At 53.9% G+C, this 20,767-nt stretch carries 27 protein-coding genes; 20 read left to right on the forward strand and 7 right to left on the reverse strand.

Annotated features, from left to right (window positions below):
• Positions 1-37: 37 nt before the first annotated feature.
• From E0765_RS10585 to ruvX, 10 genes are all read left to right on the forward strand, one after another.
• Positions 38-400 carry a hypothetical protein gene (locus E0765_RS10585; protein ID WP_255417900.1) on the forward strand — a complete coding sequence of 121 codons (363 nt, stop codon included), beginning with the start codon at positions 38-40 and terminating at the stop codon, positions 398-400.
• Positions 401-457: 57 nt separating this feature from the next.
• On the forward strand, positions 458-640 hold the full coding sequence (locus E0765_RS10590) for a hypothetical protein (RefSeq protein ID WP_132813191.1): 183 nt from the start codon (positions 458-460) through the stop codon (positions 638-640).
• The gene (locus E0765_RS10595) at positions 621-911 is read left to right on the forward strand and encodes a type II toxin-antitoxin system RelE/ParE family toxin (protein WP_132813192.1); all 291 of its coding nucleotides are present in this window, start codon (positions 621-623) and stop codon (positions 909-911) included. The genes E0765_RS10590 and E0765_RS10595 overlap by 20 nt, the downstream gene beginning before the upstream one ends.
• Positions 912-1,134: 223 nt before the next feature.
• The gene (gene rpmH, locus E0765_RS10600; RefSeq protein WP_013459438.1) at positions 1,135-1,269 is read left to right on the forward strand and encodes a 50S ribosomal protein L34; all 135 of its coding nucleotides are present in this window, start codon (positions 1,135-1,137) and stop codon (positions 1,267-1,269) included.
• 11 nt (positions 1,270-1,280) lie between these two features.
• Positions 1,281-1,625 carry a ribonuclease P protein component gene (gene rnpA / locus E0765_RS10605; protein WP_132813193.1) on the forward strand — a complete coding sequence of 115 codons (345 nt, stop codon included), beginning with the start codon at positions 1,281-1,283 and terminating at the stop codon, positions 1,623-1,625.
• Positions 1,600-1,935, forward strand: a complete 336-nt coding sequence (yidD, locus tag E0765_RS10610) for a membrane protein insertion efficiency factor YidD (protein ID WP_255417907.1) — start codon at positions 1,600-1,602, stop codon at positions 1,933-1,935. Before rnpA ends, yidD begins: the two co-directional genes overlap by 26 nt.
• Complete coding sequence (yidC, locus tag E0765_RS10615) at positions 1,929-3,542, forward strand: membrane protein insertase YidC (protein ID WP_132813194.1); 1,614 nt, start codon at positions 1,929-1,931, stop codon at positions 3,540-3,542. The genes yidD and yidC overlap by 7 nt, the downstream gene beginning before the upstream one ends.
• Positions 3,529-4,299 (forward strand): Jag N-terminal domain-containing protein, encoded by a 771-nt coding sequence (locus E0765_RS10620; protein ID WP_132813195.1) that lies wholly within the window; start codon positions 3,529-3,531, stop codon positions 4,297-4,299. The genes yidC and E0765_RS10620 overlap by 14 nt, the downstream gene beginning before the upstream one ends.
• The gene (gene mnmE / locus E0765_RS10625; RefSeq protein WP_132813196.1) at positions 4,299-5,642 is read left to right on the forward strand and encodes a tRNA uridine-5-carboxymethylaminomethyl(34) synthesis GTPase MnmE; all 1,344 of its coding nucleotides are present in this window, start codon (positions 4,299-4,301) and stop codon (positions 5,640-5,642) included. The genes E0765_RS10620 and mnmE overlap by 1 nt, the downstream gene beginning before the upstream one ends.
• Entirely contained in the window at positions 5,642-6,034 is a 393-nt protein-coding gene (gene ruvX / locus E0765_RS10630; RefSeq protein WP_132813197.1) for a Holliday junction resolvase RuvX, read from the forward strand. Before mnmE ends, ruvX begins: the two co-directional genes overlap by 1 nt.
• Here the strand turns inward: ruvX and E0765_RS10635 are convergent.
• On the reverse strand, positions 6,003-6,695 hold the full coding sequence (locus E0765_RS10635; RefSeq protein WP_255417902.1) for a hypothetical protein: 693 nt from the start codon (positions 6,693-6,695) through the stop codon (positions 6,003-6,005). The genes ruvX and E0765_RS10635 overlap by 32 nt on opposite strands.
• 130 nt (positions 6,696-6,825) lie before the next feature.
• Between E0765_RS10635 and ilvC the strand changes: the two genes are divergently transcribed.
• The 3 genes from ilvC (at position 6,826) to E0765_RS10650 (ending at position 9,763) form a co-directional block, all read left to right on the forward strand.
• Positions 6,826-7,848 carry a ketol-acid reductoisomerase gene (gene ilvC / locus E0765_RS10640; protein WP_132813198.1) on the forward strand — a complete coding sequence of 341 codons (1,023 nt, stop codon included), beginning with the start codon at positions 6,826-6,828 and terminating at the stop codon, positions 7,846-7,848.
• Between the two features lie 48 nt (positions 7,849-7,896).
• Complete coding sequence (locus E0765_RS10645) at positions 7,897-8,919, forward strand: divergent polysaccharide deacetylase family protein (protein ID WP_132813199.1); 1,023 nt, start codon at positions 7,897-7,899, stop codon at positions 8,917-8,919.
• Positions 8,920-8,989: 70 nt separating this feature from the next.
• Positions 8,990-9,763, forward strand: a complete 774-nt coding sequence (locus tag E0765_RS10650; RefSeq protein WP_255417903.1) for a DNA-processing protein DprA — start codon at positions 8,990-8,992, stop codon at positions 9,761-9,763.
• 12 nt (positions 9,764-9,775) lie between these two features.
• Here the strand turns inward: E0765_RS10650 and E0765_RS10655 are convergent, their stop codons facing one another.
• From E0765_RS10655 to hemW, 6 genes are all read right to left on the reverse strand, one after another.
• Positions 9,776-10,087 carry a sulfite:cytochrome C oxidoreductase subunit B gene (locus E0765_RS10655; RefSeq protein ID WP_132813200.1) on the reverse strand — a complete coding sequence of 104 codons (312 nt, stop codon included), beginning with the start codon at positions 10,085-10,087 and terminating at the stop codon, positions 9,776-9,778.
• A 9-nt stretch (positions 10,088-10,096) separates the two neighbouring features.
• Entirely contained in the window at positions 10,097-11,311 is a 1,215-nt protein-coding gene (locus tag E0765_RS10660; RefSeq protein WP_132813201.1) for a molybdopterin-dependent oxidoreductase, read from the reverse strand.
• A gap of 50 nt (positions 11,312-11,361) precedes the next feature.
• Complete coding sequence (gene queA, locus E0765_RS10665) at positions 11,362-12,390, reverse strand: tRNA preQ1(34) S-adenosylmethionine ribosyltransferase-isomerase QueA (protein ID WP_255417904.1); 1,029 nt, start codon at positions 12,388-12,390, stop codon at positions 11,362-11,364.
• Positions 12,383-13,165, reverse strand: a complete 783-nt coding sequence (gene tatC, locus E0765_RS10670) for a twin-arginine translocase subunit TatC (RefSeq protein WP_132813203.1) — start codon at positions 13,163-13,165, stop codon at positions 12,383-12,385. Before tatC ends, queA begins: the two co-directional genes overlap by 8 nt.
• Positions 13,165-13,572: a Sec-independent protein translocase protein TatB gene (tatB, locus tag E0765_RS10675; RefSeq protein WP_132813204.1), complete on the reverse strand. Its 408-nt coding sequence runs from the start codon at positions 13,570-13,572 to the stop codon at positions 13,165-13,167. The genes tatC and tatB overlap by 1 nt, the downstream gene beginning before the upstream one ends.
• Positions 13,573-13,648: 76 nt before the next feature.
• Positions 13,649-14,710 carry a radical SAM family heme chaperone HemW gene (hemW, locus tag E0765_RS10680; RefSeq protein WP_132813205.1) on the reverse strand — a complete coding sequence of 354 codons (1,062 nt, stop codon included), beginning with the start codon at positions 14,708-14,710 and terminating at the stop codon, positions 13,649-13,651.
• Between the two features lie 67 nt (positions 14,711-14,777).
• Between hemW and E0765_RS10685 the strand changes: the two genes are divergently transcribed.
• The 7 genes from E0765_RS10685 to motA all read left to right on the forward strand — a co-directional run bounded on the left by E0765_RS10685 (position 14,778) and on the right by motA (position 20,764).
• Positions 14,778-15,248, forward strand: a complete 471-nt coding sequence (locus E0765_RS10685) for an RNA pyrophosphohydrolase (RefSeq protein WP_132813206.1) — start codon at positions 14,778-14,780, stop codon at positions 15,246-15,248.
• A complete protein-coding gene (locus E0765_RS10690; protein WP_132813207.1) occupies positions 15,248-16,459 on the forward strand; it encodes an aspartate kinase in 1,212 nt (403 codons plus the stop codon). Before E0765_RS10685 ends, E0765_RS10690 begins: the two co-directional genes overlap by 1 nt.
• The gene (locus tag E0765_RS10695; RefSeq protein ID WP_132813208.1) at positions 16,460-17,008 is read left to right on the forward strand and encodes a HobA family DNA replication regulator; all 549 of its coding nucleotides are present in this window, start codon (positions 16,460-16,462) and stop codon (positions 17,006-17,008) included.
• A complete protein-coding gene (locus E0765_RS10700; RefSeq protein WP_132813209.1) occupies positions 16,995-17,618 on the forward strand; it encodes a DNA polymerase III subunit delta' in 624 nt (207 codons plus the stop codon). Before E0765_RS10695 ends, E0765_RS10700 begins: the two co-directional genes overlap by 14 nt.
• Positions 17,608-18,747 carry a dihydropteroate synthase gene (folP, locus tag E0765_RS10705; RefSeq protein ID WP_132813210.1) on the forward strand — a complete coding sequence of 380 codons (1,140 nt, stop codon included), beginning with the start codon at positions 17,608-17,610 and terminating at the stop codon, positions 18,745-18,747. The genes E0765_RS10700 and folP overlap by 11 nt, the downstream gene beginning before the upstream one ends.
• A gap of 3 nt (positions 18,748-18,750) precedes the next feature.
• Positions 18,751-19,908 carry a cation:proton antiporter gene (locus tag E0765_RS10710; RefSeq protein WP_132813211.1) on the forward strand — a complete coding sequence of 386 codons (1,158 nt, stop codon included), beginning with the start codon at positions 18,751-18,753 and terminating at the stop codon, positions 19,906-19,908.
• An 82-nt stretch (positions 19,909-19,990) separates the two neighbouring features.
• Positions 19,991-20,764: a flagellar motor stator protein MotA gene (motA, locus tag E0765_RS10715; protein ID WP_132813212.1), complete on the forward strand. Its 774-nt coding sequence runs from the start codon at positions 19,991-19,993 to the stop codon at positions 20,762-20,764.
• Positions 20,765-20,767: the final 3 nt, after the last annotated feature.

Raw genomic sequence — 20,767 nt, forward strand, 5'->3', positions numbered from 1 at the left:
TTGCCACCCCTTGCGGGGGCGGTAAAAAAGAGCTACCATGTCATTCATGAAGACGATCGCACTGTTCATTGTATTATTGTTGCCGTTGTGGGGATGTACGGGGGATTGCATGACCTGCCATCCCGCCCTTCTAAAAAACATCGACAGCGACCATCGCCACAAACCGATGACGACCTGTATCAAATGCCACAGCGCCAACCCCTCCAAAATGGCCGAATGCGGCAGCGACTGCTTCGCGTGCCATCCGATCGCCAAAATCGAAGGGGTGCGGGTCGCCGAACACGCCGTGATCCGAGAATGCCGCGACTGCCACATGAAGCTCAAAACGACGATTCAACTCGACACGGCACCTCAGGGGCAGACGGTCATGCCTACCTTGCGGGATTTTTTAAAGCCTTAGGCGTTTTATTGAATCCGTGTTAAAATATCATCATTAATCTTCGAAAAGGAGAGCACCATGCGTGAAAAAAATGAACCGATGGATCAACAAGTAGCTTACGATGCGTGGTACATTGCCGAAATAGAAAAAGGTTTGGCCGATGTCGAGAACGGGAATGTTCTCAGTGACGAAGAAGCCGAAACTCAGATGAAAACGTTTATGGAACAACTGCACAAAAAGCATGGAACAACGGCAGCTTGAATGGTCACGGCGTTCTCAAGCCGACCGACAAAAGATTGCTGAATTTTACGCTGCCGAAGCATCCCCTTTTATCGCTGAACAAGCACTTCTCTCCATCAGAAACGCCGCAATCAGAATCCTCAAAAATCCCCTTAACTATCGAGAAGGCAAAAAATCAGGGACACGTGAATATGTCATGCGCCGCTTCCCTTACATAGTGATTTATCGAGTAACGGATACCAAAGTCTCTATTGTTCGGGTACTTCATCAAGCGATGCGGTATTTTAATTAAGCGTAAATCATTTTGTCCCCACTCAGGAGAGTAGGAACAAGAGGAAGCTCAAAACGGCGATTCAGCTCGATACGGCGCCTCAGGGGCATACGGTAATGCCCACCTTGCGGGAATTTTTGAAACCGTGAGAATCCCGGTTTAAAGAAGCTTTTATGAAACTTAATCGATCTTTAAGTAAGATTGCCCTATTATTGCGTGCTAAAAATTTCTAAAGGGAATGGTTATGAAAAGAACATACCAACCGCATAATACGCCACGTAAACGCACACACGGTTTCCGTGCCCGTATGGCGACAAAAAACGGCCGCCGCGTACTGAACGCTCGTCGTGCCAAAGGTAGAAAACGATTGGCTGTGTAAACGGCTTTTCGATGCTTAAACTCCACAGCGAGTTTCAGCGAGTCTATCAGCGCGGGAAAAGTGCCCATAGCACTTCTATCGCGCTGTTTTATCTCCCTCTATCGGGAGAGAAAAAAGTCGGATATACCGCAAGTAAAAAAGTCGGAAACGCCGTGGTGAGAAACCGGTGCAAAAGACGCCTTCGCGCTCTTTTCGCGGAGTTCTCAGCCGATGTACAGGACGGATGGTACGTCTTCGTCGCCAAAGGGCCTTTGTTTGAAAGCCCTTTTGAAAACGTGCGGCGCGACTGCAAATATGTTTTGAAACGGACAGGTGCTTTGTGTGGGACAGATGATAATAAGAAGGTTCTTTCTTAAACTTCTTTGGCTCTACCGGCACTCTTTCTCCCTGGTGACGCGAGGTTCGTGTCGCCATTATCCTTCATGCTCGGAATACGCCCTGTGGCAATTCGAGTGCAACACTCTCCCCCGTGCTTTCGGTTCCACGTTTGTCCGCATTTTGAAATGCAACCAGCTTTTCCGCGGCGGTATCGACTACCCGATGATCGGCAAACCGGCGTTGAAGCCTGCAGAACTTTCCGTAAATACGATAAAATACTGGTTTGTTCCATACCAACAGAATTATTTTCTGATCAAAAATTTTAAGTTTAAAGGGTCCCAGTGCTAGAAAAGTTTACCCCGAACCAGCGGCTCCTCGTTGCCGTTGCACTATCGTTTTTGTTTTTTATCGGATACACGACCGTATTCCCTCCCGAAACTCCCAACAGCGAACATAATGCGACCGAGAAACCGGCCGTTCGCGCCGCCGAAGCCAAAAATCAAGGCAGTGCGGTAACGGCGACAGACGTCAACGCTTCGTCCTCCGCACCGGTCTCAATGACGACGACCGATACCCTTACCACCGTTTCGGCCAAAGAGTTCACCCTGAAAATCGACACGCTCGGGCGTATTTCGTCGGTTGTCCTGAGCAACGCGAAGCACAACGGCAAAGACGGCAAGCTTGCCGAGCTCGTCTCTGCAAGCGGCGCCAAGCCCCTGTATGTCCGTTTCGCCGATGAAGCGCTTAACGCCGCCGCGTCCAAAACCCCCTATACCGCCAGCGTCAACAGCATGACCCTCGGCGAAAACGGCAAATCCACCGTAGTCCTCACGCAGGCGCTTCCGGGGGTTACCCTCACCAAAACGCTGACTTTCTACAGCGACGGCCACTACGATGCGAAAATCGCCCTCTCCAACGAAAAACGCTACTTCGTCTATCTGGGGCAGCACCCGCAGATCATCGAACAGATCATGACCGTCGTGGGAAGCATGGTCTACTCGGGTGACAGTCTGACGACGATTTTCGAAGACGGCGATGTTGAAGGACGTTCGATTTTCAGCGACGTCCACCTCGCATCGTCATTTGACCAGTATTACGCGTCGATCATGTACGGATTCGACAAATCGACCCAGGTCACGGTAGAGCGCGACGCGAGCAACAACCCCGTCACTTACCTTGAGGGGACGCCGAGTTTTACGTTTAACGGTTACATCGGTCCCAAAGAGTACAAAACGCTCCAGTCGATCGATCCGGTGCTCGTCAATGCGATCGAATTCGGATGGTTCACGTTCGTTGCCACCCCGATTTTCAAAGTGCTGATGTGGCTGCACGGTATTTTCGGCAACTGGGGATGGGCGATCATCGCGCTCACCATCATCATCCGCATTTTCCTCTATCCGTTGACCCACAAAGGGATGGTCTCGATGCAAAAGATCAAGGAGATCGCTCCGAAGATCAAAGAGGTTCAGGAAAAATACAAAGGCGATCCGGCCCGTATGAACGCGGCGGTAATGGAGATGTACAAAAAGCACGGGGCCAACCCGTTGGGCGGATGTCTGCCGCTGCTGCTCCAGATCCCGGTATTTTTCGCGATTTACCGCGTGTTGCTTAACGCCGTCGAATTGCAGGGTGCGCCGTGGATGCTGTGGGTAACCGATCTCTCAAGAATGGACCCTTACTTCATCCTTCCGATCCTGATGGGTGCCACGATGTATTATCAGCAAAAAATTACGCCGAGCAACTTTACCGATCCGCTCCAGGAGAAAATTTTCAAATTCCTGCCGGTCATTTTTACGTTCTTTTTCTTCACGTTCCCAGCCGGGCTCGTACTGTACTGGTTCGTCAACAATATCTTCTCGATAGCGCAGCAGTACATGGTGAACAAACAGTTCGAAGCGGCCCGCGCGGCTCGTCACGAAGCCCATCTTGCGGAAAAGCACCATGAAAAAGATTGAAGCGCCGACCCTTGAAGAAGCCTACGCCAAGGCGGCTTCGGAGTTCGGATGCTCCGTGACCGCCTTGCAGGTCGAGATCATCCGTTTCCCCTCGAAGGGGATACTGGGGATGTTCAAAAAATCGGCCCTTATCGTCGCCAATCTTCCCCAGTCATCCTCTTCTTCCGCTTCCCCCGTTTCCCTTTTCCCAGATGAACCCGTATCACCCGAAACCGACGAATCGCACCTCTGCGAGTACGATGTAGCCGAAGATGAGTACGACGACGAAGGGGATGAATATTATCCCGACATGAGCGCGCAGGAGTGTGCGGACGAAGTCAAAGCCCAGATTAACGAACTGTTTGCCGGGGTCTGTTTCGATATCGACGAAGTGCAGGTGAGCGTATACGACGAGAATACGCTGCTTATCGAATTCACGGGCCCCGACGCGGCACTTATGATCGGCAAGGAAGGGTATCGTTACAAAGCCCTTTCGTACATGCTGTTTAACTGGATCAACGCGGTGTACGGTATGCAGCTGCGTCTTGAAATCGCCGAATTTCTGAAAAATCAGGAAGAGTCTATTTCCCGCTATCTCGTGGGGGTATGCGAAACGATTGAACGCGACGGTCGCGCGCAGACCAAGGTACTTGACGGCGTTCTCGTGCAAATCGCGCTCAAACAGCTCCGCGAGCGGTATCCGGATCGGTACGTGGCGATCCGTTCGACGCGCGACGGCGGAAAATTCATCGTCATCAACAGTTACCACGAGTATTGATGGACACTACGATAGCCGCGATCGCCACCGCCCACGGGGTCGGCTCGATCGCCATTATCCGTCTTAGCGGCAAAGAGGCGCTTCGCATCGCCCTGTCGCTCTCCCGCAGACAAACTCTCGCTCCCCGCTATGCTACCTTGGCGTCTCTTTATGAGGCGGACGGAAGCCTCATCGATGAAGCGATCATCCTTTATTTTCAGGGACCTAAGAGCTTTACCGGCGAAGACGTAGTTGAATTTCAGTGTCACGGCGGTCTCGTCGTCGCCGACAAAATTCTCCGTGCGGCGCTTGCGTCGGGCGCGCGTCCCGCCGATCCGGGGGAATTCAGCAAACGGGCGTTTCTAAACGGCCGGATGGACCTTACGCAGGCCGAAGCGATCGCATCGCTTATCGAAGCCAAAAGCGACGATGCCGCGCGGGTCCTCGCACGACAGATGAAGGGGGAATTGCGGGGATACGTCGAAAATATCCGCGATTCGCTCCTCGAAATCCTTGCCTACTCCGAAGTCGTGATCGATTATGCCGAAGAGGACCTCCCCCCCGACGTCGTCGATCAGATCGTGCTCAAGCTTGAACGGATCAAAACGGAACTTTCCCGTACGCTCGAGGCAAGCCGCCGCCGCAGCGGATTGATGCAGGGGTATCGCGTCGCCATCATCGGTAAACCCAACGTCGGGAAAAGTTCGCTCCTCAATGCGCTGCTCGATTACGAGCGGGCGATCGTGAGCGATATTGCGGGGACGACCCGCGATACGATCGAAGAACAGGTGCGGATCGGTACCCATCTGATCCGTCTGGTCGATACGGCGGGGATTCGGGCAACCGGCGACGAGATTGAAAAGATCGGTATCGAGCGCTCCATCGCCGCCGTCGAAAACGCCGACATCGTCGTCGCGCTGTTCGATTCGAGCCGTCCTATCGACGACGAAGACCGTGCCATAATCGATCTGATCGAGCGTTACCGGAGCGAAAAACCGTTTGTCTGCGTCCTGAACAAAGCCGATTTGAGCCCCCGTTTCGATGCCGAACTCCTCGCTCCGTATTCTCCCCTCTCGCTCAGCTGCAAAGAGCAGACGCAACCGCTTGTAGAAGCACTTGCGGCGCACATGGACCGAGACAACGACAGCGAAGAGATGATGCTGATTTCACAGCGGCAGATCGGTGCCGTCACCGAGGCGCTCGAGGCCATCGATGACGCGCACGAACCGCTCAGAGACGGCGAACTGGAGTTTTTCTCGTTTCACATCAACCGTTCCATCCGCTCCGTCGCTTCGCTCAGCCGTCCCTACGAACTTGACGAAATGTTCGACAAGATGTTCGGACAGTTTTGTCTGGGGAAATGATGGGCTCCGTTATCGCGATCGATCTGGGGCTGAAGCGGATAGGGCTGGCGCTCAGTTCCGGGAACGGCATCGTTACTCCGCTTGGAGCGATTGAGCGGAAAAACCGTAACCAGGCGGCGAATGACGTCAAAAAAGTGCTCGACGAATACGATGCGCAGACGGTCGTGGTCGGGATTCCGATGGGAAGCACGACCGAAGAGGAGATGCGCCGAAGGGTCGCGCATTTTATGAATCTCGTCGATTTCAAAGGGGAAATCGCGTATCAGGACGAAGCGGGCAGTTCGCAGGAGGCCGAAGCGCTGATGCGCGGGGAAATACGCTACAAGCGCGACGGACGGATCGACTCTCTTTCGGCGAAAATCATTCTGGAGCGTTACCTGCGCGCTCTTTGAAATAGGCAAGCGCCTCTTCTTCATCGTCGCTGAGGGACGCGTAATCGGGGTCTTCGAGCAGTTTCTTCTCGATTGTTCCCGCACAATACGCAAACCCCGCCTGTCGGGTCTGGGCGATGTCGGCGGGGAATCCGAGGCCGCTGAAACGGTAGGGATCTTCTTGCTCGATGCACAGCACGATCCCCTCGGTAGCGGCCTCGAGATGTTCGACGATGTCGCGGTACGTGATCGAAAATTCGGTTGCATGCCATCCGATCGTTTCGAGTTCCTTATCGGCAAAGCGGTCGATCCCGTCTCCGCTGGTGTCGTCATACAGCGAACGCGGGCGGTTCCATCCGATGATCTGTTGCCATGCTCCGGCGGCTTTTATCAGGATGCGGTCGTCGTCTTCGACGATGCGGTAGAGATCGCCCAGCATCGATGCGATCGGGCGGCTTGTCGTGCTGCTCAGTGCGGGAAGAGGGGGAATTGAACCTTCAAAAACGGAAATCAGGGTCGGAGGGAACGGTTCGTAGACGATTTCACCCGTGTGGGAGATCGCGAATTTTTTCTGGGACGAGGCGGCACGGAGCAGTTCGGCGCGCTCGACGATGATGATCTCTTTGAAGAGGTTGAACTTTTTCATGGCGTGATATCCCGTTTTTGGGGTGAATTGTAGCATGCCTGTGTTCATACACACTTACATGCCGATTTAGCATCAGGGTATAAGGCTCCACTAATTTTTATTTATGCAAAAGTGGGGTATAATCCGCGAAATTTTAAGCTTTGTATGCTTACTCAAGGATACCTTTATGGCATTGAACGTTTACTACGACAAAGATTGCAATACGGCACTCATCAAAAGCAAAAAAGTGGCGATGATCGGTTTCGGATCACAGGGCCACGCACATGCGGAAAACCTCCGTGACAGCGGCGTCGAAGTCGTTATCGGTCTTCGCAAGGACGGAAGTTCATGGACCAAAGCGGAAGCAAAAGGGTTCAAAGTTATGACGGTCGCCGAAGCGTCTGCGTATGCCGATGTCGTTATGATCCTTCTGCCGGATGAAAACCAGGCGGAAATTTATAAAAACGAAATCGCTCCGAACCTCAAAAGCGGTGCGACAATCGCATTCGGTCACGGGTTCAGTATCCACTACGGACGCATTATCCCGGCAAAAGATATTAACGTTATGATGGTTGCTCCCAAAGCTCCGGGCCATACGGTTCGTTCCGAGTTCGTAAAAGGCGGCGGTATCCCCGATCTGATCGCGGTTTACGCCGATCCGAGCGGAAACACCAAAGAGCTTGCCCTTTCGTATGCCTCTGCTATCGGCGGCGGCCGCACCGGTATCATCGAGACAACGTTCAAAGACGAAACCGAAACCGACCTGTTCGGTGAGCAGGCGGTTCTTTGCGGCGGCGTTTCCGCACTGATCCAGGCGGGATTCGAAACCCTCGTGGAAGCGGGATACCCTGAAGAAATGGCCTATTTCGAATGTCTGCACGAGATGAAACTGATCGTTGACCTGATTTTCGAAGGCGGTATCAAAGATATGCGTTATTCGATCTCCAACACCGCTGAATACGGCGACATGGTTTCCGGACCGCGCGTTATCAACGAAGAATCCAAAAAAGCGATGCGCCAGGTTCTCAAAGAGATCCAGAACGGCCAGTTTGCCAAAGACTTCGTCCTTGAAGGTCAAGCAGGTTATCCCCGCATGAACGCCGAGCGTAAAAACCTTGCGGCCCATCCGGTCGAAGTAACGGGTGAACGCCTCCGCGCAATGATGCCGTGGATCAAAGCGAACAAAATCGTCGACCAGTCTAAAAACTGATTCTCCGGGGCATCTGCCCCGTACACCATCACAGGGGTTTTCCCTTCAATGCACAAAACTCCTTCTCCTTTTCCCCGCATCTGGCTCAAACGTATCGCCCTGGCTCTCGCTGTCGTATTACTGTGCATACTTTCGTTGTTTGTGGGGTATTACGTCGGATACGGACAGATGGAAGGGGAACTTACCCGCGAGAGGGAACAGACCCGTCAGCTTATCGAAGAGATCCGAATGATCACCTCCATCGATGAAGCGACCGGGATTGAAGCGGGAAAACAAGAAGAGGAGATTCGTCGTCTGAAGCGTGAGTTGCAGACGGTGCTTGAAGAGGAACGTCCTCTCCGTCCCCTCCAGCCACAGCACGAATACGCCCCCAAAGAGCCCAAAGCCCCTCCTCCCCCGGCGTATAAACGCCCGCAAGCCCCTTCGGGCACCGAGGCAAAGCTGGTGATTATCATCGACGACGTCTCGTACGAACGGGATGTCAGGGCGATCCGTTCGACCGGATTGCCGCTGGTGATGTCGTTTCTTCCTCCCAGCGCCCGTCATCCCAAATCGGCTGAGCTGGCACGGGGTGAGAGCGGCTACATGGTGCATCTTCCGCTTGAAGCGGAACATTTCGACGACGAGGAACCCTCCACATTGCGTCAGGGGGATTCGGAAGCTCAGATGGCGGAGAGGATTTCACAGCTCAAGCAGCAATACCCCAACGTCCGGTACATGAACAACCATACGGGGTCGAAGTTTACCGCCGATGCCGAAGCGATGGAAAAGCTCGTCGGGGTGCTCAAGAAAGAGGGGATCGTCTTCGTCGACAGCCGAACGACCCCCAAGAGCAAAGTGCCGCAGGCGACGGCCAAACACGGTATGCGCTATATCGGGCGTGATGTCTTTTTGGATCACCAAAGCGGGGTTTCGAACGTCAAACGCCAGATCCGCGAGGCGGTCGAGAAAGCCAAACGCCACGGTACCGCCGTCGCCATCGGGCATCCGCGTCCCGACACGATCCGGGCTCTGCGGGAGTCCAAAGAGGTATTAAGTGAAGTGCGGCTGGTGGGGATCGACCAAATCTGACATCCTGACATTATTTTCCTTTTGCGGAGCATTTTGGCTATAGTATTGCCAAATCATCCAGGAGCGGACCGTGAATATCGTCCCCGGCGTCGTTGCCGAACTCGAATCGATGAAACGCTATCCCCGGACACTTTACTACCGCGGTTCGCTCGGACTGCTCGACACCCCAAAAATTTCAATCGTCGGAAGTCGCCGTGCCGGTCAGTATGCCCGGAACGCCGTGTACGAACTTGCCAAAAAACTCGCACTGTCGGGAATAACCGTCGTTAGCGGGGCCGCGACGGGGATTGATCGGATCGCGCATGAAGGGGCGGGGGTACAGCGCACCGTCGCCGTTCTGCCTTGCGGAATCGACCGCCATTACCCCGCATCAAACCGAGATCTTATCGAGTCAATCGGCGATCAGGGGCTTTTGCTGAGCCACTTTGAGCCGGGATTCGAAGCAAGGGAGTGGAGTTTCGTTGAGCGCAACGAAATTGTCGTGGCGCTGGGATCGGCACTGGTGATTGCCGAAGCCGAACCCGGAAGCGGCAGCATGCGCAGCGCCCAATACGCTCTGGCGATGGGCAAGCCGATTTACGTCCTGCCGCATCGTCTGGGAGAAAGCGGCGGTACGCGGCGGCTTTTATCGGAGAACAAAGCGACGATGATCGAGGATATCGACCGTTTCGTCGAATCACTCAGCCGGGTATCGCGCCAGAGCAGGGAAGACACTCCGTTCATTGCCTATTGCCGGAGCGGACCGACGTACGAAGAAGCGGTAGCGGCGTTTCCATCGGAAATTTTCGAGGCGGAACTGGGGGGAGTGATCGAGGTTAGAAACGGGAGAGTATACCCGATTTAAGAGGAAGACGGCTCAGTGCTGAGCCGTGCTTTCGTACCCGTAGTGTTTGACGAGGTAGTTGACGATGATCTGCTGGTCTTCTTTGCCGATGGGGGCTTTGAACTCGTTGACCATTTTCTGCACCGTTCCGGTCCAGTAGGGGCGGCTTTTTTTCCCCTGGTTGAGAATGTATCCCCAGGAATGGCAGATGAGGCAGTATTGTTGCGCCACTTCGTCATGATCCCCTTTTACCATCGGATAATCGACGTAAGGCATTTCGATCGGCTTGGCGACCTGTGCCGCTAGCGAAGCTGCAAACAGGGTGATTAATAAGAGTTTTTTCATGACCGGTCCTTAGACGATTTGTACGCTGACGGCATCGACAGCGTTATATTGGTATCCGCCGGCATTCCAGCCGATTTCATGCGCCTGGGGCTGAATGTTTCCGATACGGTTGATGGCACGGACCATCAGGGTGTGGGCCCCTTTGGTTTTGGGCTCCCACTCGTATACCCACTGGCGGTAGGCGTATTTCCCGTAGTCTTTTTGCAATGCCGTCGCACTCCAGCTCTTTCCGCCGTCGACCGAGATCATGACCTCTTTGATCCCTTTTCCCTGGTCGAAAGCGACTCCGGTTACTTTCACACGGGAACCTTTTTTGATGACGGTGCCGGGCGTCGGATATCCGATGACCGATTTGACTTTCATCTCCGCGATCGGTTTGCGTTTGTATTCGAAGTCGCTGCCCGAAATGACGCATTCGCAGTCGTTGTCGGGGACCGTGTAGGCGACGTCCATGAAAAAGCTGTTTTGATATTCGTCGAATACCGTGATTTCACTCAGCATTTTGACCCAGCTGTCCGAGAAGTGGCCGGGAATGACAAGGCGAAGAGGAAAACCGTTGAGGTAGGGGAGGTCTTCGCCGTTCATTTCGTACGCAACGATCAGCTCGCCGCTGAGCGCTTCGTCGATGGCCATTTCACGGAAAAATTTGGGAGTGGCGTCCATCGCCGGTTTTTCCAGACCGTTGACACCGACCCATTTCGCGCTACCCTTGACCCCAGCGCGGTGGAGGATATCTTTGAGGCGGACCCCTTTCCAGACGGCACAGCCCATGGCTCCGTGGCCCCATTGGACGCCGTGCGTTGCCTGGCCGCTAGCGGCGTAGTATTTACGGCTGTTACCGCCGCATTGGAGGACCGAAGTGATCTGTACGGGTTCGAATTTGCTTTTGAGATCGTCAACACTCAGGGAGAGGGGGGTCTCCACCGAACCTTTGACTTCGAGGCGGAACTCGGTCAGATCGATGTAGGTTGGAATGTCGGGCATGTGCCAGCGGACGAAGAACTGGTCGTTCGGAGTGATCGCCTGCGTGAAAATATCGCGGGGCGATTCGAGCAGCGGCGGACGGTCCGAAATCGTCTTCAGCGGTTTCTTTTGGGGAAATGCGATATGGGGAGGAATGAACTCCTTGGTATCGGTAATGATCTTTTTGGCGGGTTCTTTCCCGAACAGTGACGATGCGCTCAGGATAAGGCCGGCGCCGAGAAAATGTCTGCGGTTAAACATGATAAGCCTTGGTAAAGGAATATCACTATTTTATCATAATCCGTACTAATTTAGAGTATAAGCATCGCATCCCCGTATGAAAAAAAGCGGTATTTTTGAGCAATCGCTTCGGCGTAGATACGGTGGGTCTCTTCGAGTCCGACGAACGAGGCGACGAGCATAAGCAGCGTCGATTGCGGAAGGTGGAAATTCGTCAGCAGATAATTGACCCTTTGCGGGGGATTATTCGGGTGTAAAAAGAGGTTCGCTTCCCCCTCACGTTCGCCGCTTCGGACATGGTACTCGACCGTTCGGGTCGAGGTGGTGCCGACGCACAGAAGGGGCACATCGCCGTGGATGAGAGCGTAGGCCTCGTCAGCGATCGCGAAATACTCCGAGTGCATCGGATGCTCGGTAATCACTTCGGCCTCGACCGGTTTAAAAGTTCCCGAACCGACGTGCAGCGTGACGAATGCATGCGGATGGCGTGCCGAGACGGCAGCGAAAAGCTCGTCGGTGAAATGAAGCGACGCTGTCGGTGCGGCGACTGCCCCTTCGCGGCGGGCGAATACGCTTTGGTATTCCCGCTCGTCGCTGCTGTCGTCTTCGCGGCCAAGATATGGGGGAAGGGGGATGTGTCCGATCTCATCAAGCAAGGGGAGAAGCTCTTCGAATCGCAGGCGCTCACCCGCGAGGGAGAATTCGACGTCGCGGGAACCGTCGTCGTGCAGTTTTATGACGGTTGCGACAAGACGGCGGTCAAACAAAAGTTTTGTCCCCTCTTTGACCCGTCCCCGTACGTAAACGTTGATCCGGTAGGCATCCAGCGGACGGTTGATCAACAGTTCGATCGCCCCGCCGCTCTCTTTGGAACCGTACAGGCGCGCTTTGATTACCTTGGTATCGTTGAAGACGATGGCGCACTCGGGGGGGAGGAAGCTGTCGATTTGATCAAACCGTGAGTGGGTGATGGAACGGTTGCGGCGGTCGTATACGAGCAGTCTGGCATGATCTCTCGGGGAGATGGGATACGTTGCGATGAGCTCTTCGGGGAGCTCATAGTCGTAGCTTGAGGTCAGAAGCGGATCGCGTTCAGTCAATCGTCTCTTCTTCATCTTCGGCGATGTAGGGTTCTTCTTTGGGGGCCGGGTTGACCGCACGGACGATCAGAATCGAAATTCCGTACAAAAAGGTGAGCGGGATGGCCATCAGGATCTGCGTCATAACGTCCGGAGGGGTCAGAATAGCCGAAATGATAAAGATCAGGACGATCGCGTAGCGGAAAAAAGCCGTCATCATCCGGTCGTCGATGAGTCCCAGCAGTGCCAGGAAATAGCAGATTACGGGGAGTTCGAAGGCGAGTCCGAATCCGAACATGATTTTGGTGAAGAAATCGATGTAGTCTTCGATATTGATGAGCGGGACGAATTCGAACGCCCCGAAGGCGATGAGGAATTCAAATCCCAGCGGAGTGACGACGTAGTAGGCAAACAACGCCCCTGCCACGAACATGATGGTCCCACCGAAAATAAAAGGGTAGAGCATCCTTTTCTCGTTCTCGTAGAGGCCGGGCGAAATAAAAAGCCACATTTGCGCCAGAATCACCGGCAATGAAGCCAGGAGGCCGCCGAAAAAAGCGACTTTCATCGCGACGAAGAAGGTTCCTCCGACCTGCGTCGTCGTTACCATCCCCTCGGCGGCGTTCTTGGAAATTTTACCGACCGATGCGAGTGCTTCGTTGAGCGGTGCGGTGAGCCATGAGAGAATCGGCTCGTGGAAATTGAACATCACGAAAAACATCACGATAACGGTCGCGACGCTGATGCCAAGCCGCTTGCGCAGCTCGGCGAGGTGGGGTTTCAAATCATCAAACATCAGGCATTCTCTTCGGTTTTGGTTTCGGAAGGTTTCGTATCTTTTGATTTCGGGGCAAAGGTGATCACTTCGGGTTCTTTAGGAGCCGAGGGCGCGGGGGCGGGAGTGTCAAGATTCAGGTCGTTTTTGACCGACGCGAGCTCGCTGCCGATTTCGGTCACGTTGGTGAGGCGTTCGAGTTCGGCGCTGGCGTCGGTGAGTTCGCGTTTATAATCGAGGGCTTTTTCTTTGATCTCGGAGAGCTTCATCTCTTCTTCAAGCGTAGCGCGCGCGGAGGAAACGGTCCCTTTCACCTGGCGGAAAAATTTTGCGATTTCGACCATCGTCGTCGGAAGTTTGTCCGGTCCCAAAAAAAGGATCGCGATAATAATGATAAGGAAAATCTCACCAAGCCCCATTCCAAACATGCGCTCAATCCTAATAACTAAGGTAATAATCGGGAGATTTTATCGAAACAAAGTTTAAAACCCCTGAACGCAGTATTTAAAATCCCTCGATCCGCAGTGCGATTTCGTCGGCGAGCAGGAAATCGGTATTGTACAGACGCCCGCCGCGTTCTTCGAGAAGCCCTGCGCGGAGCAGAATATCGGCCTCTTTTCTCTGCGCGGCGTTGAGTATTCCCGCATCGACGCCGATTTTGCTGCGCAGCCCCAAAAAGAGCTTTTCGCTCAAAAGGTCGCCGGGGGTGAGTTCCTCGACATGTGCGGCGAGAGGGTCGGCGATATAGGTTTGGATGTCGTTGGGGGGGTAAAAACGACGGTTTCGGAGAAAACCGACCGCCCCGCTGCCCAGGCCGATATAGGGCTTGTGCTCCCAGTATCCCAGATTGTGGCGCGAAGGCGTGCGTCCGAAATTGGAGATTTCGTACTGTTCGAATCCACGATCGGCGATCTCTTTGAAAAGCCACCGGGTAAGGTCGAGCTCTTCGTGCGCTTTTTCGGGGGTTTTTTCGAAAGCGGTCGCTTCTTCGATAGTCAAGGCATAGAGGCTGATGTGGTCGATCGGAAGCGAAAAAGCGGTCGAGACGTCCCGCTCCAAAAGGGGGCGCGTATCTCCCGCAACGCCGTAGATCAGGTCGAGCGAGAGACGCTCGAACCCGATTTGCGCGGCATTGCGGACCGCGTTAAGCGCCTGGGCACTGTTGTGGGCGCGGCCGAGGGCTGTGAGTTTGGCGTCGTCGAAGCTTTGGACGCCGAAGCTTACGCGGTTGACCCCCACTCTTTTCATCCCCTCCAGCCATTCGGGGGTGGCGCTGTTGGGGTTGGCTTCGGAGGTGATTTCGCATCCCTCGCCCAGAAACGGTGCGATTTTTTCGAACAAAGGGACATACAGCGCGGCATCGACCGTGGAAGGGGTTCCCCCTCCGATAAAGACGGTTTCAATCGGGTTTTGCGGCGTAGTGCCGAACCGTTCGAGTTCATGTTCGAGTTGCACGAGGAGGGCATCCATATACTTTTTGCGGAGAGAAAATTTGTCGACGTAGGAATTAAAGGCGCAATAGGAACATTTGCTGTCGCAAAAAGGGATATGTATATACAAAAGCATGGGGAATTATACTTATTTAATGGCGAATAGTTTACAATATCCCCTCAAAAAAATGTAAAGATGGTGAATGACACACAATTTGTTCTACCGGCCGAACGTGGCGGCGATTATCGTTTCGAGTGAGTATCCCGAAACGAAACAGATTTTTATCGCCGAGCGCACCGATTTGGAAGGGGTATGGCAGTTTCCGCAAGGGGGGATCGACGAGGGTGAATCGAGCGAAGAAGCCCTTTTCCGCGAGCTCAAAGAGGAAATCGGGACGAAAAAAGTTGAGATTATAGCCGAGTACCCCGATTGGATCGCGTATGACTTCCCGCCGCACATCGCCGCCAAAATGGCGCCGTACGCGGGGCAGAAACAGCGCTATTACCTGGTGAGGCTGAAACCGGGTGCCAAGATCGATCTGGATACCAAGCATCCCGAGTTCAAACGCTACCGTTTCGTCGGGGTGGATGAACTGTTCGACCACATCGCCCATTTCAAAAAAGCGGTCTATGAACAAGTGATTTCCCATTTTAGAGCCAAGGGGTACCTGTAATGCTAATCGTACAAAAATTCGGCGGAACCAGCGTCGGGGATCTGGAACGGATCCAAAACGTCGCGAACCGGGTTTCTGAAACCCTCAAGGAAGGGCACAAAGTCGTTGTCGTCGTTTCGGCGATGAGCGGCGAAACCAATAAACTGATCGCGTATGCCGAACACTATACCGACTCTCCCGAACGCCGCGAAGTCGACATGCTCCTTAGCTCCGGCGAGCGGGTCACCGCAGCGCTCCTTTCGATTGCCCTGAATGCGATGGGGCATAAAGCGGTATCGATGAGCGGCCGTAAAGCGGGGATTGTGACCGATGCCGTCCATACGAAAGCGCGGATCGAAATGATCGATCCTTCCTCCATGCATGCGGAGCTCGCAGACGGCAAAGTCGTCGTCGTTGCCGGTTTCCAGGGGGTTACCGAAGAGGGCAACGTCACAACGCTCGGACGCGGGGGATCGGATCTCTCGGCCGTCGCGATTGCCGGTGCGCTCGAAGCGGATCTGTGCGAAATCTATACTGATGTCGACGGCATCTACACCACCGACCCGCGGATCGAGCCCAAAGCGCGCAAAATGGATAAAATCAGCTACGACGAGATGCTCGAACTGGCATCCCTTGGGGCCAAGGTGCTCCAGAACCGCTCCGTAGAGCTGGCCAAAAAACTCAACGTCAATCTTGTTACCCGTTCCAGCTTCAGCAATGCGGAAGGGACATTAATCACAAAGGAAGAGAACATTATGGAAAAACCACTTGTCAGCGGTATCGCACTCGATAAAAACCAGGCGCGCGTTTCACTCGGCGGTGTCATCGACCGTCCCGGCATCGCATCGGATATCTTCACCCGCCTCGCCGACAACAGCGTCAACATCGACATGATTATCCAAACCCTCGGCCATGATGGTAAAACCAACCTCGATTTCACCGTTCCCAAAACGGAACTGCTGGATGCGAAAAAAGTGGTCGAAACGTTTATCGCGGAGGGTGAAATTACGGAAGCGAGCTACGATGAGCGGATCTGCAAGGTCTCGATCGTCGGCGTCGGTATGAAATCGCACACCGGTGTCGCGGCCAAAGCGTTCCAGACGATGGCTTCGGAGAACATCAACATCATGATGATCTCGACTTCTGAAATCAAGGTTTCGATGGTGATCGACGAGAAATACGCGGAGCTTGCCGTGCGCTCGCTGCACAGCGCTTATTCACTGGATCAGTAAGTGCGCCGTTTCGATCAATGGACATTGGATTCGATCCGCTCCGAAGGGGCGGCGATGAGCTGGTTCGAAGAACAGCGGTTTGAGTGGACCCCGGCGGTTGCCAATGCCCTGGAGCAGGTGATGGAGGGGAAAAGCATCGTCCTCATCACCGATCACGATCGAAAATGGTTCGCCCACTACATCACGTCGTCGCTCAACAAACGTCTTCAGGACCGTCCGATGATCCCGATCGTCTGCATCGACGCGCTATTCCCCCATTACGATCACATCAGCGGCGGCGAAGCGATCGATACGCTCACCGATATGCTCGACATTACCTTCAAAGGGGAATATTTCTTCTGGTACGTCGGAAGGGGAGACGAGCGACGGGCCGATATCGCCAAGCGTAATGCCAGCAGTCTGCTGTGGATCATGGACGAGAGTTTTCAAAACGCGGTGCGGCTGAGGTCGTTCGATCCGCTGATCGACATCAAACTGCTGCAGCTCTATCGTCTGTTCGATAAAACGCTCGGCGCGATGCTGTTCGGGGAGATTGATGTTCGCGAGTGATCGGGGAGGTATTATCATCACCGAACGCCTCGAGGAGAGGTGCACGCAGATCGAAGAGTCGCTGCGCCCCTTGCGGTGCGTCACGTTTTTGCGCGACGATTTTAAAATCGAAGACGCCAAGGAAGCGATCGCCGAAGCCTATAAAAGCGAATCGCAAACCAAAACCCTGATTCTCGGAGCCAAAAGTTTTACGGTTCCGGCGCAGAACGCCCTGCTCAAAATTCTCGAAGAACCCCCGAGAAACATCGTTTTCATCCTTCTCGCACCCAATAAAAGTACCTTTTTACCTACGGTTCGTTCACGGTTGAGTCTGAGCGTCGAGCGGGAAGGGCGCGTATACGAGCCGTTGGACGTCGAACTCGCGAATCTCGACCTTGCGGCGATGTTCGCGTTTGTCAAAGAGAACGACCGGCTTAAAAAACACGAAGCCAAAGGGTTGATCGAGCGGTTGGCGCATCAGGCGGTACACGTCGAAAAACTGAACCTTTCGGCATCGCAGCTCGAGGGATTCGAAAAAGCGATTCGCCTCATCGAGCTCAATGCCCGTTTCCAGAGCGTACTGGTGATGGTACTGATGAATTTTCTCAAAGAGGTGAAACGTGTACGTTGAGAGACTTTCGGACACGGTCGACCTTCGCCGGGAACTGGTCCGTTTGGGGGTTGATGGTGGAGGGATCGGCATCCTTGCCGATAAAGGTACCTCTCATGTGATCAAAATTTCGGGCCTGCACGTCGGTGCCGCCAATATCCTCAAACAAGACGCCCTTAGCGTCGGTGCCGATCTGGCCGTCCCCAGGGGAACGGTCACCGCGTCCGTCCCCCGTGTCGACGCCCTGCTGATAGCGACCGAACGGCAGCTCGCCGCATTGATCCAAAAAGAAAAAGCCCAACCATTCGGGCTCAAACAGCTTTCGACGGAACTTTCGGGCTTTTTGAAACTCCCGTTTCGCCCCGAAGTTCAGGTCATGGGAATTGTCAACGCGAACGACGACAGCTTCCACCGGGAGAGCCGGTTTCAGGGTGAAGCCGCACTGCAGAGGATCGAGACGATGATCGAAGAGGGCGCCGCCATTATCGATCTGGGAGGCGTTTCGAGCCGTCCGGGCAGCGAAAGTGTCAGCCCCGAGGAGGAACTTTCCCGCCTTTCGCCCGTGATCGATCTGTTGTACCGTGAAAAAATCTACGACAAAGTGCGGCTGAGCCTGGACAGTTACGAGCCCTCGGTGATCGCCTACGCACTCGAGCGCGGTTTTTCGATCGTCAATGACATCACGGGGCTCTCCAATGACGAAGTAGCACGGCTGTGCGGCATATACGGTGCCACCGCGGTCGTTATGCACATGCAAGGAGACCCCAAAACGATGCAGGAGAACCCGACGTACGAATCGGTCGTTCACGAGGTCGAACTTTTTTTCCGCGAACGGATCGAAAAAGCCGAACGTTTCGGCATCGCCGACGTTATTCTCGATACGGGGATCGGATTTGGCAAACGGCTTGAAGACAATCTTGCCCTCATTACCCATCAAAAACATTTTTTGCGGCTGGGAAAACCGTTGCTTGTCGGGGCCAGCCGCAAATCGCTGATCAACGCCATTGCCCCTTCGGGAGTGTCCGAGCGTCTTCCGGGGACGCTCGCCGTCCATCTCAAGGCTATCGAAGAGGGAGCTACGGTTCTTCGGGTCCATGATGTGAAGGAACACGTTCAGGCGATTGCAGTCTGGGAAGCGTTGAGAGGATAGATCATGAGTAACAGTGCGGTCATCATCACCCTTTCGCTACTGGTGCTTCTCTCGCCGTTTCTGTCGCGCGTCACCCGTATCCCCGTCGTCGTCGTCGAGATACTGTTGGGGAGTATGGCCGCTTATTTCGGCTTTCTCGTCGAAAATGAACTCTTCAAAATCATCGCCAAAGTCGGGTTTTTGTACCTGATGTTTCTGGCGGGGATGGAGGTTAACCTCAAAGCGTTCGGCTTCGAGAAAAAATCGCTTCTTCGCCGCACGGTTGTTTATTTCGTGATGCTTTACGCCTGTTCTCTGGCGCTTTTTTTGTATTTCGATCTCAGCTCTGTTTATCTGGTCGCGTTCCCCATCTTTTCCCTGGGGATGCTGATGGCACTGGTGAAAGAATACGGCAAAAACGAACCGTGGCTGGCACTGGCGCTTAACATCGGGATCATCGGCGAACTCGTCAGCATCATGGCGCTGACGATTCTTAGCGGAGGGTTGGAATACGGATACAACCGTGAATTCGCCTTTACACTGGGAGGGCTTTTCCTTTTCCTCATTGCGTTCGTGCTGCTGTTCAAGGGGATCCGTATCCTGTTCTGGTGGTATCCGGGGCTCAAGACCCTTATCATGCCCCACGAAGACGGTAAAGACCAGGACGTCCGCTTTTCGATGGCGCTGATGTTCATCATGGTCGCGGTGATGCTCTACCTTAAAATCGACGTCGTACTGGGCGCATTTTTGGCGGGCGTTTTCATTGCCACCTATTTCAAGCACAAAACCGAACTGCCTGAAAAACTCTCTTCTTTCGGATTCGGGTTCTTGGTGCCGATCTTTTTCATTCACGTCGGTTCGACGCTCGCGCTGGATGCGTTTACCGATCCGAAAATCCTGCAGTTAGCCCTTGCGATCGCCGGGGCGATCATCGGGGTGCGGCTACTCAGTTCGTTTGTCGCCTACGGCGGCTATCTCGGGTTTCGCAATACGGTCCTTTTTTCCCTCAGCGACTCGATGCCGCTGACGTTTACGGTGGCGATCGCAACCCTGGGATACGGCGCGGGGGCCATCACCCACGATGAATATTATGCGTTTATCGTGGCGAGTATGGGGAGCGGAATTTTCTTAATGATCGCTATTAAAATCATTTATTCATTTTTTCGCCGATATAGACCATAACTATTTAAAAGTTTTTATGGGTACAATTATCGGAAGAATAATGATCTTGATGCGTGCGATTAGATAAAAGCGAGGGTGTTGAATGGATTTAACGGTTGTCTTGGGAATATTGCTGGCGATTACGTCTCTTTCGGTAGGAGACATACTGGAGGGGGGAAATCCCGCCCATCTCATTCACATTTCGTCGTTGCTGATTATCTTCCCGACGGCGATGTTTGCCGCGATGGTTGCGACTGATGGCCCTTACGTCAAGGGGGCGTTCAAAAATCTCGGTCCTATTGTTTTTAAAAAATCGACCGTCAATCTCGAAGAACGGATCAAAGAGATCATCGGTCTGGCAGTCATGGCACGGCGTGACGGGCTGCTGTCGCTGGAGCAGAAAGTCGCCAACCTCGACAACGAGTTTTTAAAGCAGGGGCTGGGAATGGCGGTTGACGGCAACGAAGTCGACACGATCGCCGAAGCACTTGAACTGGTGATCGAGGAGACCGAGGAATATTACCACGGGTGTGCCCATTACTGGATTCTCGCGGGGGAAACCTCTCCGGTTATGGGGCTTGTCGGGGCCGTTATGGGGCTTATTCTCGCGCTGCAGAAACTCGACGATCCCGCCGCAATGGCTGCGGGTATCGCGGGGGCGTTTACCGCGACCGTTACGGGTATTTTCTCGGCATACGTCCTTTTGGGGCCGTTCGGCCAAAAAATGAAGGCCAAATCGCACCATATCGTCAAAGAACAGAAGATGATGCTCGAAGGGATCATCGGTATCGTCCACGGCGACAATCCCCGTACCCTTGAAGCCAAGCTGCTCAATTTCCTCTCGCCCGCAGAAGAAAAACACAGCCAATTTAACTAACGG

It is taken from the genome of Sulfuricurvum sp. IAE1 (genome assembly GCF_004347735.1).
GTDB lineage: Bacteria > Campylobacterota > Campylobacteria > Campylobacterales > Sulfurimonadaceae > Sulfuricurvum.